The sequence below is a fragment of the Flavivirga abyssicola genome, from assembly GCF_030540775.2.
Lineage (GTDB): Bacteria > Bacteroidota > Bacteroidia > Flavobacteriales > Flavobacteriaceae > Flavivirga > Flavivirga abyssicola.
On sequence record NZ_CP141266.1, the window covers coordinates 3,122,417 to 3,139,525 of the forward strand.

Consider the following 17,109-nt stretch of genomic DNA (forward strand, 5'->3'; position numbering starts at 1 on the left):
AACTATTTATATTGGAATTTTAACAATAACTTTTGTCCCTAAAGAATTGCCTTCATTATCTTTTTTATCTATTATCTTAATATTCTTTACATTGGTGTTTTTCAATTTATTTAAAGATCTTAACCGTTCTTGAGTTACTTCTACACCTCTGGATCTATGTATAGATTCTTTTCTGGAAGTAGCTTGTCTTCCTATACCATTATCATCTATCTCACAAATAATAAAATCATCTTCTTTTTTATAAGTTATACTAAGTTTTTTATCATGGCCTTTTTTGTTAAGAAGTCCATGAATGATAGCGTTTTCAACAAAAGGTTGTACAATTAATGCTGGTATTTCAATAGCTTTCGTATGTACATTATTTTCAATATTAATAGTATAATTAAAAGTAGCATTAAAACGAAGAGACTCTAACTCTAAATAGTCATTCAACATTTTAATTTCATCTTCAAGAAGTGCATTTGTTTCTATAGAACCTTCGAGTATGTTACGCGTTAATCTACTAAATTTTGATAAATATTTTAAAGCAGATATTCTATCGTTACTTGTTATTAAATTTTGAATAGAACTTAACGAGTTGAATATAAAATGCGGATTTATTTGCGCTCGCAACGCTTGGGTTTTATTTGTAAACGCCTCTTTTTGATAGTGTAATTTTTCATTTTGTTCTAAAAAGACCTTGTATGTTAATCCATAAGCAAATATTATAATATCTAAGGCACACCCTATCATTAAATAATAGCGGCTATTCAAATCAAGAAGCGCTGATCCTCTAGTATGGTAAAAATGGGCAATGGTTCCTATTAAAAAGAAAAATAATCCATAAACAATAAAATATACTAGTTTGTTTTTACCATTTAAAATTAAATAAATTAAACCAGCAGTTGAAGATGCGATTAAAGTAAGGCGTTCCATATTTATAATATAAATATGACCAATAAAGAACTCATAGTACACAAAAGAAGTATCCAAAATAAAAACAAGTATTTGAAGTACTAACATAAATTTTAAGAGTCGTTGTATAATGGGATAATCAATTTTTGTTTTTAAGTAAAACATAACAAAAAAGATATATGCCGAATTAATAAACATTTGTACAACTTCGTAAAACCAATATTTAAGAAGAAGATTATCTCCAAATAATACCTCGTATATTTTCAATTCATAACCACTTATAAGGACAAGTAGCCAAAAGACATATAATGAATAAAATAGAAATTCTAATTGTTTTAGATATATAAAGAATGCCAGGGTTAGTAAAACCATAATAATGCATATTCCTGCAAAAATGTACATGGGGAGTACAGACTTTGTTTCATTCCATGTAGAATAATCTTTATTTAAAGTATGTTTAGCATGGCTTATGTAACTAAACTCCCAATCTTTGGGATATTCTCTTGAGATTACTTTTTTTACTTTTAAATAAAGAAATCTGTTTTGAAAAAGTGACGTGGAAGAAAAAGACACTTCAGAATGAAATTTCACTAGCCGTACTTCTTTGTCTGCCTCAAATTGACCAATAGTTTTACTGGAAATAGAACCATTATTTAAATTATAAAGTTTGCCATAGCCAAAATTCCCAAACTTTAAATACCATAAACTATCAGTTTTTAAAGTGTTAAGCACCTCTTTAAAATCCAATTTAATCCAATAGGTGTCTTTAGGAAGCGTTTTGTTTACAAATAACTTTGAATCTTGAAAAGACGCATTGGAATGCAATATGGTGTTGATAGTTAGTGTGTCATCTATAGTTTTTAAAATGGTAAATGGTATAGAAGCAGTATTTTTGTTATTAATTTGTTGTGCATAGCTGTTAAAGAATATACTAAGTGCAAGTAAAGCGAATCGTGATATTTTATTTAAAAGCTTAAACATAATCTATAATAAGTTTGGTAAACTTAATAATATCTTTCCGCTATTTGAGTCAGCTTGTGTTTTAAAAGATATTTTTTTTACAATATTATATTTTTTCACTTTGTTGAGTAGTCGTATTTGATCCTGCCATTCTACCATACATTTCCTATATTCTGGTGTGTAATCTATTATTTTTTCTGAATTTGTTTCATATTTCTGTATAACTTCCGCACATACATTCTTTTTACAAATATTAAAAGATGTTTTAATACTATAATTTTTATACTGGTTGAATACGGTATGTTCAATAATGTTTTCGAACAAATTTTGAAGAATAAAAGAAGGGATCGCAGCTTCGATATTTTTAGAACCTTCTTCAATAACTATTTCGTATTCAAACTGATTATTATAGCGGAGCTTTTGTAATTTTAAATACCATCGTAACATGGCTATTTCATCTTTTAAATGTACCGTTTCTTTTTCAATGTGATTTAGATAAAAGCGGATAAGCTTACTAAAAACAGAGAAGTACTCTAAAGCGAGTCGTTTGTTTTCACTAGTAATAAAATATTGAATGGCATTTAAGGCATTAAATACAAAGTGAGGATTCATTTGTGAATTAAACACCTTTAATTTTAAAGCAATCATTTCTTGTTTGACACTTAAAAGAGTTTCTTCTGGCATATCATTTTTATGTTTTTTGTTTTTGGTAGATTTGAGTTGTCAGGGCTATAAAAGACCAGCTATTTATTAGTCTTCTTTTATTATAAAAGGAACATCGTTTATTAGTTTCCAATTACGAGACTCGTCCATGAGTAAGGTTATTAGAGAAACAAAAGTCATTTTTTTTCCTTTTAATGTCACTTTTGCCATAGCTGTAGTACCATTTAAAAGTATTTCATGAATGGTTAAGGTTCTATTATCTCCACCTAGTTCTTTAGATTTTATTTTTTCTAAATAAACGGATTTAGACATAATGTTTACTGTACTAGCTCCAAACAAACGATTTATTATAAGTCTATAGTCATCGTCTAAATAGGTTGCTAATGTCTCGTGATCATTTTGATCACCAGCTTTAACGAAAGCAATAATAGTTGTTTTGATTTTTTCAATATTATTTTCTTGAGAAAATCCTGTTGTGCTACTAAATAAGCTTATTATCATTATTATTAAAATTGAATATTTCATCTGTTTATATATGTAAGTAGAAGGATTATTGATAGTTAAACCACATTGACTCTTCCTTCAATTAGAGCCAATGTGGTAGGAAAATAATTAACTAATATGAAACTATACTTTAACTACATCAGTTATCAGAATCTCAATTTCCAGATGTGAATCTACTCCTATGTTTAAATATTTTTTTACTTGGAAAACCCCCGTTCTATTGTCGTCTGTTCTAAAAAAGTAACGCATTGGCCCATTATCAACACCAGTGGCTTTTTGTTCGTTGGCATTAAAATCTAATTCATCAAACTTGCTTATTACATTGTGGGCATCAAAAATACCATACTCAGCATCTAAAGCTAGTTCGTATGGTTCGTCCTTAGCTCTTTTAAACTTAGTAGTTGATCTATGGTCAAAATTTTGGACGACATCTTTAGGTATAGTTATATACGGTGAAGACAAATAAAATCCATCGTATTTATTATAGGAAAAAACAGCAGCAATAGATTTTCCAGAATCTTTAACACCATTATAGCCAATACTGGCAATAGAATTACCATTAATGTAAAGGTAAAAAGGGATGGTGGTACTATTGTTATAGGGGACTATAGTTGATAGTATAATGGTTGTTTTTATCATTTGCATTTCTGCTCTGGCTTGAGCAAAATCTAAAGCAAATGTATTGTTGTTTATATCTGTTACAACAGCTTTAAAGTTTAGTTTATGATGCAAATCTTTTTCTTTTAAATTATAATTCAGGTTGTAAATTTGTGTGTTACTATTAGCGTTATAATTAGGATGATTGGCATCAATTGTTTCATATTCTGTTTCATTACCATCTACAACTTTACTAATTACTAATGATTTAAAACCATCGGGAGCTACTGCCTTGATAGAGTGGGTAAGCACACCATTTTCGGGACTTCCAATAATTCCTAGTTGAACGTCCTCACTACCATTTTCCAATGTTAATGTTGGAGGTGTTTCTTTTAATATTTCTTCTTCTTGTACAGCTGGACCATCATCTTTGCTACAACTTATTAATGATGTTATGACTAAAACCAGATAACCGATTACTACAATACTTAATAAATAAGAACTTAATTTTTTCATGATATTTTTTGTTTAAAATTTTGATGGGACAAACGTAAAACACAATGAGAGGCAAAAATTATGGCAATTGATAAATGGCAATTAAGAGTTGATAGTTTGCATAATTTACTTTAACATTTTAATAGACTTCCATTTATCAATTGATTCTGTCCAATTATCAATTGCAAAAAAATAAACGGTTTACGCTGTAATAAGTTTGTGTGGTATTAATTATAAAATAATAGACCATGAAAAAAATATTACTGCTGTTTATTATTGTTTTTGTATCTCTACAAATACAGGGGCAATCCATATCAAAACAAGTTCTGGCTGGTTTAGGTAAATCTATAACCAATGACATGTATACATTAAATTTTACTGTGGGAGAACCAATAATAGGGATGGTTCAAAATGGAGAAGTCATTCAACAAGGTTTCTGGGGTTCGATATTTAATGACGATACATTAAATGTAACAACATTAATTGATGATCCCAATGAAATTAGTGTGTTTCCAAATCCAGTTATAGATTATATCCAGATTAAATATAAACTAAAAGACCCTAAAAATTATACGGTGCATCTTTTTGATATAGGAGGAAAACAAATGTTAAATATCCAAAAAGACATATTAAATAAACACACTCAGATTAATATGAGAAACTTAATAGGTGGTACATATTTACTAGTAATCACAGATAAATCATCGAACTACAACAAATCATTTAAAATTATAAAAAAGTAAAAGTCATGAAAACAATTTTACAACAATTAAAATATAAATTATTTATAGTTATTGCTTTAATGAGCCTAGCTACTTTTTCACAACAAGGTATAAATTATCAGGGAATTGCAAGAGATGCTAATGGTGGTTTACTAACAGATACAGAAATTACGTTAGAGCTTAGTATTATAAAAAGCACAGCAGATGGGAGTGTTATATATGGAGAAATAGATACTGTGATGACAGATGTTAATGGTGTTTTTTCATTAGTTATTGGAAATGGACAACCGGTTAAAGGAGCTTTTACAGATATAGACTGGGCAGAAGATAAACATTTTTTAAGCGTTGCTTTAAATGGTACAGCGCTTGGAGTGACAGAGTTTATGGGGGTGCCTTATGCGCAAGCTTTAGGTAAATGGCAGGCACATAAAAACGGTGTTACAGCTAAGGGTGTGGGAGGTTCAATATACGTAGGAGATAATGCAGGAGAAAATGATAATTTTACAGATAATCACAATATAGGTTTAGGTGAAAATGCCTTGCAAAGAAACAGTGAAGGTTCCGATAATATAGCATTAGGACTGGAATCCTTAAGGTTTAATATACTTGGGATTCAAAATACAGCTATAGGTAATCAAGCCTTATATAATAACTCTGAAGGCCATAGAAATATAGCTATTGGTAAATCGGCGCTATTTTCAAATACAAATGGTTCTAATAATATTGCCAATGGCTATACGGCATTGTATAGTAATACTTCTGGCTCTAATAACATGGCGAATGGTTATAGAGCATTATATAATAATACTGAGGGTGAGAATAATATAGCCACTGGTTATACAGCGCTATATACTAATACCTCAGGATCTAATAATATAGCAAATGGTTATCAGGCTCTTTTTAATAGTAACGTTGGAAACAGCAATATTGCTTTAGGGTATTCTACACTCTTTTCGAATACAGAAGGAAATGCAAATATAGCTATAGGGACCATGGCTTTACATTCTAATACGACAGGATCTAATAATGTAGCTAATGGGTATAATGCCTTGTCGAAGAATACTGAAGGTGATTTTAATATAGCACAAGGTCATTACGCTTTATTTTCTAATACCACAGGATCTAATAATGTAGCAAACGGAAAAGGGGCATTAAGCAGAAATATAAATGGGAGTAATAATATAGCCAATGGTTCAGCAGCATTAAGCAGAAATGTAACTGGAAGTAGTAATATAGCCCATGGTTTAGAAGCATTATTTAATAATACAGAAGGGCATGATAATATTGCTAGTGGGGCTCGAGCTTTATATTCAAATGTAGGTGGAGGAAATAATATAGCTTTTGGGAATTCATCTTTAACTTCTAATAAATATGCGAATTATAATATTGCTATCGGAACTAATTCGATGAAAGATAAAACGTTTGGTAATAGTAATGTCGCAATAGGATTTGCTGCTGCGGAGTCTAATACTACTGGTAGTTATAATGTGGGAATTGGAAATCTTACACTTCATTCAAATATAACAGGAAGTGGTAATGTAGCTATAGGTAGATCAGCAGGTAGATTGTCGTTGGGGAGTAATAATGTTTTTATAGGGTATAAGGCAGGTCATAATGAAACAGGAAGCAATAGGCTTTATATTAATAATGATGAAAGTGAATATCCATTAATTTATGGGGATTTTGAAACCAGCGAAGTAAGTTTTAATGCTAATGTAGGTGTTGGTATAAAGGAACCAGCAACATCTCTACATGTTCGATTTGGGAATGATGTAAATTTAGAAAGTGGTTCAGGGTATTTGTTATTAGGCGGTGAAGCTTATAACAATTTGGTTCTGGATTCAAATGAGATACAAGCTCGCGAAAATGGTGTTGCATCTACTCTTTTTCTTCAAAAAGAAGGAGGTAGTTTAAAAATAGGAGGTGAGGTTTACGTTGATAATAGTGTTGTACATGCCTCAGATAGAAGATTAAAACGCGATATAGAAGACTTGTCTTATGGTCTAAAGGAGATTCTACAATTACAACCAGCACAATATTATTGGAAAGGAAAAACGCAAGATTATAAGTCGTTAGGTTTAATTGCTCAAGATGTAGAAGAAGTCATTAAAAATGTTGTCAGCTATGATAAAGATATAGACAGATATGGCGTGAGTTATACAGAATTAATTCCGGTATTAATTAAAGCCATACAGGATCAACAGAACATAATTGATTCACAAATTAAAATAAATCAAGAAAAAGAATCACAATTAAAAGTGTTTGAAGCTAGATTATCAACTTTAGAAGCATCTTATAAATCCAATTTTAATTAGGAGGTAATTGGTTAGTTTGTAAAAAGGAGTTGCTTTTTTTAGCAGACACTATCCCTAAAAGTGTGTAAATAGAATTTATCGAGGGTTTGACTTTACTTAGAGTTGAACCCTTTTTTCAAATATAGTCAAAAATTGATTTAGAGTGGTAGCTTTAAATTTCTTTTTGCGCTTACTGATCCAATTGTGCTCACGCATGATTTTAGAGACTCTTCGTTTAGATATACAATAATTCTTGTAGAACCATAGCTCTGTTTGCTCTTGTCAAATTACTTGCATCAGCAAATTAAAAAAGACCGCCTAAATCTTTTTAGACGGCCTCTTTTATTTGATGTTATTGCTCCAATATTTTCAAATTAATAAAACCTTTATTTAATAATTAATCTTTTAACTTGGTTGGAAGTTTCATTTTTACTTATATATCTTACTAAATATACACCTGATTTAATATCAGATATTGAAACTTCAATATTAGAATTTTTGTGAACTTGATAGCTTTTAATTTTATTACCCATTATACCATAAATTTCTACATTATAGTCACTATCTCCCGTAACTAAATGAAGTTTATTGCTTGCTGGGTTTGGATAAAAAGATAAACCTGTTTTTTGTTCTTCTTCTACTTCAGCTATAGTTTTAGGTTTTTCATTTACCTTACGATTTGTACAACCATTAAAATTACTACCGTTTAACTTTATATTTGATCTTTGGTTATTAAACCAGACATTTCCTTCTGTTTTTATATCACATGCTGAAATTCTATCTGCAATAACCATATTCTTATGTCCAGAATCACCTCTTTTAAGGAAGAGCTTTTTGTTTTTGAAATTACCAGAATAACTATTTTTTAGATTATTTGCACTACCACCAATTCTAAATCCCTCTGAATCGTTTACAGAAATAACAGTGCTTACATTACTGCTTTTACTATTAAACTTATTACCCTGTATAACAAAATTTCTAGGACCATAAGAATGTATATCACGTTTACACAATAAACCTGTATTACAGGTAGGAGATGCTTCTGCTATAGGATGATCTCTTCCTCCTTTATTATCGTATAAAGTAATTGGGTTTTCTGTATATCTCTTATAACCTTCTTTTCCAACTATTGAAAAAATAATTCCTTTTTTAATATTAAACGTATTGTTTTTAACAGTCACATTTTTGCAAAACTGCTCTATATGAAAAGAGGACGGATTTGGATAATTATTTGTTCCTCCGCCTACAAAAGTATTGTTGTTGAAATTCATACCTTGTGCTTGCACGGCACCAATATTCCATCGTCTTGCTTGATTAAAAGTACAGTTTTCAACTGTTAATTTAACATTAGTGCTACCTTCATACCTTCTTACACCTCTATCAGAGCTTTTGTTTTTGTAAAAATCATTACCACAATCCATACGAATTCCTACATCGTAATTAGTAAATACAGTGTTTTTAATTTGTACTGATTGTGTAAATGCTAGTACTGGGTTTTTTTTACCAAATTGTGTGAAATTCCCTTTATTATCTCTTTTATTTGTTCTCCTATCAATAAGAGTAATTGCTGCAGTTCCTGTAACATTATTAATTTTACAGTTCAAGACCTTTAAGCCGTTTGTATGATATCCAAAACCTTTACCTGCAGCAATAGCTCCGCCCTTGCTGTTTTGGAAAGTACAGAACTCAAATTTAACTCCTGATTTGTTGTTAAGGTTTACAATAGGAGAAAACGGGGTTCCTTTGTTTCCATGGTCAAAAGTTAAACGCTTAAAATTTACTTTTTTCCCCAATGTGATAAAAGTAGCAAAATTCCCTGCAACTTGTAATTTAGCATTTGTATTACCTGTAGCCTGAACCGAGTTTATCTTTCCAGATAAAGTCACAGCCTTCTTAAATTTATAAGTTTTCCCGGATTGAAATTTTATAATTTGGTTATTTTTAGCAGCGTTAATAAATTCCGTACTATAATCAAAATTCGGATTTCCAGCTCTGTGCATTATTGTTTTAGTTTGAGCTTTTAGAGTACACGTTATTAAAAAGAGTACGATAATAGATGTTTTTAAAAAATTTTTCATAGTTTTTTTTAATTAAAGATTTATGTACAAATATTGAAATAAGGACTGACCCAAAGGGAAAGAAATGTCTTATTTTAAACAAGATATGTTGAATTTAAAAGCGTGTAAAAATAAATTTATAAAGCAGGCATTACTTACGTATGCTTGCTTTTGTAGTACTTTGCCTGTTTAAATATGCTAAATAACTGTAAAATTAGGTTGGTATATTTAATAAGGTTAAAAAGGTATCTTATGTAGAAACTGATATAATGATAATGTTTGGTGAGAGTTCGTAATAGAATACGTATTGTTTGAAGATATAAAGCATAGATTATTAGAAGTCATCTCATAATTATTAAGATGACTCAAAAAGTTTACTTTGAATACTTCGACTTACTTTAGCTGCTATAGGCTTTGTTGTTTCTATTTGTTTTCAATCCACTTTCTAGCATTCACAAATGCCTCTAACCAAGGAGATACTTCATCTTGCCTTTCGTCAGGATAATTCGCCCAGTTCCATTGGAACGTAGAACGTTCAATATGTGGCATCGTTACTAAATGTCTTCCGGTTTTATCACTCATCATTGCGGTGTTAAAATCTGAGCCATTTGGGTTATGAGGATAACCTTTATAACCATATTTTGCAACAATATGATATTGGTCTTCGGTGTATGGTAAATCAAATTTTCCTTCACCATGGGAAATCCAAACACCTAATGTGCTTCCTGCAAGCGTAGAAAGCATTACCGAATTGTTTTCTTGAATTTTAACAGATGTAAATGAACTTTCGTGTTTGTGTGAATCGTTATGTACCATTTTTCCATGTATATCATGTTCTGGATTTATTAAATCTAATTCCATCCAAAGTTGGCAACCATTACAAATACCAACAGATAAGGTGTCTTCTCTAGCAAAGAAGTCTTTTATAACTTTATTAGCTTTTTCGTTGTACTTAATGGCTCCTGCCCATCCTTTAGCCGACCCTAAAACATCGGAGTTACTAAAACCACCAACAGCTCCTAAAAATTGAATGTCTTCAAGCGTTTCACGACCAGAGATTAAATCGGTCATATGTACATCCTTTACATCAAAACCAGCCAAATACATAGCGTTTGCCATTTCGCGTTCAGAATTACTTCCCTTTTCACGCAGTATGGCAGCTTTTGGTCTTTTTCCACTAATTTCTGGTAGTTTTCCTGTAAAATGTTTTGGAAAAATATATTGGAGTGATTGATTTCTATAATTGTTAAATCTATCTTCAGCTAAATTATTAGCTGTTTGTTTTTGATCTAATAAGAATGAGGTTTTATACCAAACATCACGTAATCTAGAAACCGTCATCGTGAATACTTCAGCATTATTAATAATACTTAAGGTATCACTTTCCGTTACTTTTCCAATATTATGAAATTCAATATTAGCTTCTGTTAAAACAGATTCAATAGAAGCATCTTTAGCTTGAATTACTATCCCTGAATTTTCAGCAAATAATATTTTGAACGTATCTTTTTCGTTTAAGGAAGATAGATCTAATTCAGCTCCAGTATTCACATCAGCAAAACATAGTTCTAATAATGTTGTGATTAATCCACCAGAAGCGACATCATGCCCTGCAACGATTTGATCGTTAACGATTAAGCTTTGTATCGTATTAAATACATTTTTTACATAAGCAGCATCTTTAACATTTGGAGCATCGTTTCCTATTTTGTTAAGCACTTGAGCAAAGGAACTTCCTCCTAATTTAAAATCATCTTGAGAGATATTGATATAATAAATATTGCCACTGTTTTTCTTGAACACAGGTTCAACAATTTTATTTATATCGTTACAATTTGCTCCTGTCGAAATAATAACCGTACCAGGAGAAATCACTTCTTCATTCGGGTATTTTTGTTTCATTGAAAGCGAGTCTTTTCCTGTCGGCACATTAATTCCTAAATCAATTGAAAATTCCGAAACAGCTTTTACAGCTTCATATAAACGCGCATCTTCCCCTTCATTTTTACAAGGCCACATCCAGTTTGCAGATAGTGACACATTTTTTAATCCATCTTTTAAAGGCGCCCAAATAAGATTTGTCAATGCCTCTGTAATGGAGTTTCTACTACCGGCTACAGGATTAATTAATCCAGAAATAGGAGAGTGTCCAATCGAGGTTGCAATACCTTCCTTGCCTTTATAGTCTAATGCCATAACCCCCACATTATTTAATGGTAATTGTAAAGGCCCTACACATTGTTGTTTCGCAACTTTACCACCAACACAACGGTCTACTTTATTTGTTAACCAATCTTTACAAGCTACAGCTTCAAGTTGTAATACTTGGTCTAGGTAGCTGTAAAATTCATTGGAATTATAACTAACATCACTATAGTTTCTTTCTACGGTCTTATCTGTCATAATCGTTTTTGGTGAACTTCCAAACATATCTTCCATGGCTAAATCCATAGGTTTGTTGCCTTTGGTTTTAGATTGGAACGTAAATCGGTCATCTCCTGTAACATCACCAACAGTGTACATTGGCGAACGTTCACGATCTGCAATTTTATTAAGTGTGTCTATATGTTTTTCAGAAATCACTAAGCCCATACGTTCTTGTGACTCGTTCCCGATTATTTCTTTATCTGATAATGTTGGATCACCAACAGGTAAGGCATCTAAATCTATTTTTCCGCCTGTATCTTCAACTAATTCAGAAAGGCAGTTTAAGTGTCCTCCAGCACCATGATCGTGAATAGAAACGATAAAGTTTTCATCACTTTCTACCATCCCACGAACGGCATTAGCAGCACGTTTTTGCATTTCTGGGTTAGAACGTTGTACGGCGTTTAATTCGATACCCGAAGCAAACTCACCAGTATCAGCTGAAGATACTGCTGCACCACCCATACCAATGCGGTAATTTTCACCACCAAGAATCACTATTTTATCACCTGTTTTTGGTGTGTCTTTTAAAGCTTGTTCTGCTTTACCATAACCAATTCCACCAGCTTGCATGATGACTTTGTCGAAACCAATTTTACGGGCATCTTCTTCATGCTCGAAAGTTAGAACAGACCCACAAATAAGAGGTTGTCCGAATTTATTTCCAAAGTCTGAAGCTCCGTTAGATGCTTTTATTAAAATATCCATGGGAGTTTGGTATAACCAATCGCGTTCTTCAACACCTTTTTCCCAAGGCCTATTTTCTTCTAAACGAGAATAAGACGTCATGTAAACCGCAGTTCCTGCTAAAGGAATAGAACCTTTTCCTCCTGCCAATCTATCTCTAATTTCTCCACCTGAACCTGTCGCAGCACCATTAAAAGGTTCAACTGTGGTTGGGAAGTTATGTGTTTCTGCTTTAAGTGAAATAACAGATTCGAATGCTTCTGTAGTATAATAATCTGGAACATCTGCACGTTTTGGCGCAAATTGCTCCACTTTTGGACCTTTTACAAAAGCCACATTATCTTTGTAAGCAGAAACGATATCGTTAGGATTTGCTTCTGATGTTTGTCTGATCATTTTAAAAAGCGACACAGGCTTTTCTTCTCCATCAATAACGAATGTTCCGTTAAAGATTTTGTGTCGACAATGTTCTGAGTTTACTTGTGAAAATCCGAAAACTTCAGAATCCGTTAATGGTCTACCTATTTTTTTAGAAACGTCTTCTAAATATTTAACTTCTTCATCACTTAACGATAACCCTTCTTGTTGGTTGTAAGTTGCAATATCTTCAATATCTAGAATAGCTTCAGGTTGAATATCTATGGTAAAAGAGTTTTGGTTTAATCCATTGAATTTCTCTGAAATCATTGGATCGAATGCTTTAAAATCTTCAGAAACAGCTTCGAATTCTTCAATTCTGATAATGTCAGAAATTCCCATATTTTGAGTGATTTCTACAGCATTTGTACTCCAAGGGGTTATCATGGCTGCACGCGGACCAACAAAAAAAGCATCGAGAGATGCTTGTTCTATTTTTGGCTGGTTGCCAAATAACCACGTTAATTTTGAAGTGGTTTCAGTTGATAATTCTTTTGTTGTTTGAACAGCAAATACTTTGCTGGTTACGTTTCCAAAGAAATGAATCATTATGTCTTGATTTGTGTATGTTTAAAGAAAGTGCAAATTTACTTCTTTTTAGTCGAATTTCATGCAAAAATATAGTGATGAAAATGGAGAGTTATCCACGAGGTTTTAAACATAGGGAATTACCTTGTTTTATGAACAAAAAAAATGCAAACCATTTGGTTTGCGCTTATCTCATTATTGTATGTTGTAGGCCATTATTTTTAAATCGGGAGTGATTTAATATTGCTCAATGTCTTTTTTGCTAATTCTATTTTTTCAGGGAACAATTCTTTGCCTTTAATATCTTTGGCAATACTAGATAGCCTCTCTTTTGTCGTTTTTGACATAGAAAGCACTTTTGTTGCTTTTAGTATTTGTTTTTTTCTTCCCATTTTTTCTAAATGTTATACAAATTTACTTCATTTTTTCTTAAAAACCAAAATGCCAACATATTCATTTTCAGATGTGTATTGGGATAATGTGGCTTTTTTTTCATTTGTTAACCCTAAAAATGTGTATTCTTTACTTAACTCAACGAAGTTTCTATTTAGATAGTATCTATAGGTTTTAATTCTCCTGTTAAAATTTTTACACACATCTTCACAGTTCTTTTTGCAATTGGTCTTGCAAAGTTTTTTAAATTTATCGGCACTATCACTACCTTGTACCCAAATAGCAGCATCTTCGTTTTCTTTAAAGAATTGAGGAATGGTATTTAGTACTGTACTAAACACTTTTCTCATATCTCCATTATTACTATTTGAATCATCAAAAATATTGCCATTTTCTTCATTGTAATCTCCAAAACCTAAATTATAGATAACTTTTCCATTTCTTTTGGCTACAGGGGTATATTCAATCGCTTTAATTATTGATTTGTGTCCTTTACTTTCAAATAAATACTGGATTTTTCTTGTTCTTGACTTAAGAAGTTCGGTTTTATAAGCAGGTATATTATTCAATATCTGAGGCTTTTGTACCCAAAGGTAATATTTTTTTTACGTTTTGTGAATTTAGTATGTTTGTCATTCCGGACAGTAGTGTGCCTTCGCAGGAATGACAAAACATTATTTTTATGAGATTTCTGTGTAAGCTGGAATTAAAAATACTTTTTTAAAATAGAAGACACGGAACCATAATAAGAACGCCCAAATAAATTTAAATGTACTAATAGGTAATATAGTTGATAGATTTCTATTCTTGTTGAGGTATTCTCGTCGTTTTTAAAAAGAGAGGAATATGTTTCATAAAAAGATGTGTCAAAACCACCGAATAGTTTAGTCATGGCAATATCCACTTCATGATGACCATAATAAATAGCAGGGTCGATGAGGTAAGGTGTACCATCTTTTGAGATGAGGTAATTGCCACTCCATAAATCACCATGTAATAAGGCTGGTTTTATATTTGTAAAGAGTGATTCCAAAGTACTTTTGATGTTTTGTATAGATGGGCATTCGTTTTTTGAAAGTAGTTGTTTTTGTTTAGCTAGTTCAAGTTGTGGTAATAAACGTTCTGTTGTATAAAAATCTACCCAAGTTGTATTTTGTCTATTGCTTTGAGGTAAACTGCCAATAAAGTTATCTTGATCTAAACCAAAACTATCAGAAGTGCATTGATGTAATTGAGCTAGTTGATAGCCTAAATTTTTGTAATCTACGGATGAAGGTGATTTACTATCAATAAACTCCATAAGTAGAAAAGCAACATTTTGAAAGGTATCACAGGCTAAAACTTTTGGCGTTTTTATGGTATTGGTTTTTCTAATGACTTGCAATCCGTAAGCTTCTATTTGAAACATGTTTGAAGCGTTTGATACATTATTGGATTTTAAAAAATAGGCGTTGTTTGAGGTTTCAATCTTAAAAGCTTTTGAGATATCTCCACCATGAACTGGCGAAACTTTTGTGATTGATTCGTTTAGTATTTTTGATAAAAGTGATTTTAAATCATTATTCATGATTTAAAAATAGTAAAGTTTATTTTTTTCGTTGATAATGACTTTGAACAATTTGATTTAAAAACACTTCTGTTTTAACATGATTGAACACTAGTGATTTTGGAAGGACATCAAATAATGGAATGCCATCTCCCAGCAAAATTGGAATAGTAGAGAGTCTAAGCTCGTCAATTAAATCGGCTTTAAGGAAATTTTGAACTGTTTTTCCGCCATCTATATACAAGTTATAAAAACCTTTTTTGTGAATAGTGTCTAAAACATCACGTTCTTTTCCATGTAACAGAGTTACTTGACCTTTAAGGTTTTTAGGAACTTCTTTAAGCGAATGACTTAAAACAAATACGTGTTTTTTATAGGGCCAGTCAATATCAAAACCAATAACGGTTTCAAATGTTGTTTTTCCCATTATAATGGCATCAATTTCCTCCATTAAATCATAATAGCCCATACCATGTTGATTTGGGTTTGGTATCATATCTAACCAATCCAGTTCACCATTTTTTCCAGCGATAAAACCGTCTAAGCTTTTACCAATAAACACAATGTTTTTATATGCCATATTTGGTTCTAAATTTATTTAAAATTAGGGGTATAAAAATAGAAGATTTAAAAAGTAAATACAGAATTTTAAACGAAAAGTTATTAACCCTTTCTTTCTAAAAGCGCCATATAAAATCCATCAAATCCAGAAGTATGAGCGAAAATCTTTTTGTCTTTTATTAAAGAGAAATCTGTACCAGCTTCAGATTTTAAAAAGGTCTCGACTTGATTTTGATTTTCAGATGGTAATACTGAACAGGTGGCATACACTAATTTACCCTGTGGTTTTACCATTCTGGAATATTGTTGTAATACGTCTTGTTGAGTGACTCTAATTCTATCTAAAAACTCAGGCTCTAATTTCCACTTGGCATCTGGGTTTCTGCGTAAAACACCCAAACCAGAACAAGGCGCATCAATTAAAACGCGGTCTGCTTTATTGTATAATTTTTTAATAGGTTTGGTAGAATCAATAACTTTTAATTCCACATTATGGACGCCGTTACGTCTGGCTCTTATCTTTAACTTTTTGAGCTTACTTTCATAAATATCCATCGCTACAATCTGACCTTTATTTTCCATCAAAGACGCGATGTGAAGGGTTTTACCACCAGCACCGGCACAAGTATCCACCACTTTCATACCTGGTTTTACATCTAGAAAATCAGCTACCAATTGTGATGATGCATCCTGAACTTCAAAAAGTCCATTTTTAAAAGCATCGGTAACAAAAACGTTAGCGCGTTCAGTGAGTTTTAGTGCCGAATCATGGCCTTTGATGAATTCGGTTTCAATACCTTGGTCATGCAAGATGTTTTGCAATTTTTCTTTAGTAGTTTTAAGTGTATTGGTTCTTAAAATAACGTCAGCTTGTTCATTTTGTTTTGCTATTTCTTTGGTCCATTTTGCTTCACCTAGTTCTTCTAAACCTACATTATCAATCCAATCAGGAATGGATTCTCTAAGTTTTCTGATTTTAGATAGCTCATCAAAACGGCCTTTGATTTTTCGGGTAGGCGTACTTTCAAAATATTTCCAATCTGGTAATTTTATACCTTTCAAGGTCGCCCAAACAGCAAACATACGCCATAAGTTGTCTCTATCAAAAGGTTCTTTTACTTCGGCAATTTCTGCATACAAACGTTTCCAACGTACTATGTCATAAGTAGTTTCAGCAACAAAAGCTCTATCTCTGGCTCCCCAACGTTTATCTCGTTTTAATAGTTGTTGAATCACTTTATCGGCATACTTACCCTCATTAAAAATTAAGGTTAGTCCATCTATTACCGCAAAGCAAAGGTTTCTATGTAATCGCATTTTTCAGATCTCAGTGTTCGGTATTTAGCAAGCAGTTATACTACCTC

Annotated in this window: 13 protein-coding genes; 2 read left to right on the plus strand and 11 right to left on the minus strand. The window is 31.7% G+C overall.

The window, feature by feature from the left end:
- Positions 1 to 6: 6 nt before the first annotated feature.
- The 4 genes from Q4Q34_RS13100 to Q4Q34_RS13115 form a co-directional block, all read right to left on the minus strand.
- A complete protein-coding gene (locus tag Q4Q34_RS13100; protein ID WP_303316057.1) occupies positions 7 to 1,875 on the minus strand; it encodes a sensor histidine kinase in 1,869 nt (622 codons plus the stop codon).
- Positions 1,876 to 1,878: 3 nt separating this feature from the next.
- Entirely contained in the window at positions 1,879 to 2,538 is a 660-nt protein-coding gene (locus tag Q4Q34_RS13105; RefSeq protein WP_303316055.1) for a histidine kinase, read from the minus strand.
- A gap of 66 nt (positions 2,539 to 2,604) precedes the next feature.
- The gene (locus Q4Q34_RS13110; RefSeq protein ID WP_303316053.1) at positions 2,605 to 3,042 is read right to left on the minus strand and encodes a nuclear transport factor 2 family protein; all 438 of its coding nucleotides are present in this window, start codon (positions 3,040 to 3,042) and stop codon (positions 2,605 to 2,607) included.
- Between the two features lie 102 nt (positions 3,043 to 3,144).
- Positions 3,145 to 4,134, minus strand: coding sequence for a hypothetical protein (locus Q4Q34_RS13115; protein ID WP_303316051.1), 990 nt, complete (start codon positions 4,132 to 4,134; stop codon positions 3,145 to 3,147).
- A 227-nt stretch (positions 4,135 to 4,361) separates the two neighbouring features.
- Between Q4Q34_RS13115 and Q4Q34_RS13120 the strand changes: the two genes are divergently transcribed.
- Positions 4,362 to 4,856, plus strand: coding sequence for a T9SS type A sorting domain-containing protein (locus tag Q4Q34_RS13120; RefSeq protein WP_303316049.1), 495 nt, complete (start codon positions 4,362 to 4,364; stop codon positions 4,854 to 4,856).
- A gap of 5 nt (positions 4,857 to 4,861) precedes the next feature.
- Positions 4,862 to 7,150: a tail fiber domain-containing protein gene (locus Q4Q34_RS13125; protein ID WP_303316048.1), complete on the plus strand. Its 2,289-nt coding sequence runs from the start codon at positions 4,862 to 4,864 to the stop codon at positions 7,148 to 7,150.
- Positions 7,151 to 7,515: 365 nt separating this feature from the next.
- Here Q4Q34_RS13125 and Q4Q34_RS13130 read toward each other — a convergent pair whose 3' ends face one another.
- The 7 genes from Q4Q34_RS13130 to Q4Q34_RS13160 all read right to left on the minus strand — a co-directional run bounded on the left by Q4Q34_RS13130 (position 7,516) and on the right by Q4Q34_RS13160 (position 17,062).
- Complete coding sequence (locus Q4Q34_RS13130; RefSeq protein WP_303316047.1) at positions 7,516 to 9,207, minus strand: T9SS type A sorting domain-containing protein; 1,692 nt, start codon at positions 9,205 to 9,207, stop codon at positions 7,516 to 7,518.
- Between the two features lie 402 nt (positions 9,208 to 9,609).
- On the minus strand, positions 9,610 to 13,266 hold the full coding sequence (purL, locus tag Q4Q34_RS13135; protein WP_303316046.1) for a phosphoribosylformylglycinamidine synthase: 3,657 nt from the start codon (positions 13,264 to 13,266) through the stop codon (positions 9,610 to 9,612).
- A 200-nt stretch (positions 13,267 to 13,466) separates the two neighbouring features.
- Positions 13,467 to 13,637, minus strand: coding sequence for a hypothetical protein (locus Q4Q34_RS13140; protein ID WP_303316045.1), 171 nt, complete (start codon positions 13,635 to 13,637; stop codon positions 13,467 to 13,469).
- Between the two features lie 27 nt (positions 13,638 to 13,664).
- Positions 13,665 to 14,207, minus strand: a complete 543-nt coding sequence (locus Q4Q34_RS13145; protein WP_303316044.1) for a DUF6934 family protein — start codon at positions 14,205 to 14,207, stop codon at positions 13,665 to 13,667.
- Positions 14,208 to 14,344: 137 nt separating this feature from the next.
- Complete coding sequence (locus tag Q4Q34_RS13150; protein WP_303316042.1) at positions 14,345 to 15,205, minus strand: fructosamine kinase family protein; 861 nt, start codon at positions 15,203 to 15,205, stop codon at positions 14,345 to 14,347.
- Positions 15,206 to 15,224: 19 nt separating this feature from the next.
- Entirely contained in the window at positions 15,225 to 15,764 is a 540-nt protein-coding gene (locus tag Q4Q34_RS13155; protein WP_303316040.1) for a dihydrofolate reductase family protein, read from the minus strand.
- A gap of 83 nt (positions 15,765 to 15,847) precedes the next feature.
- Complete coding sequence (locus Q4Q34_RS13160; RefSeq protein ID WP_303316038.1) at positions 15,848 to 17,062, minus strand: RsmB/NOP family class I SAM-dependent RNA methyltransferase; 1,215 nt, start codon at positions 17,060 to 17,062, stop codon at positions 15,848 to 15,850.
- Positions 17,063 to 17,109 lie beyond the last annotated feature (47 nt).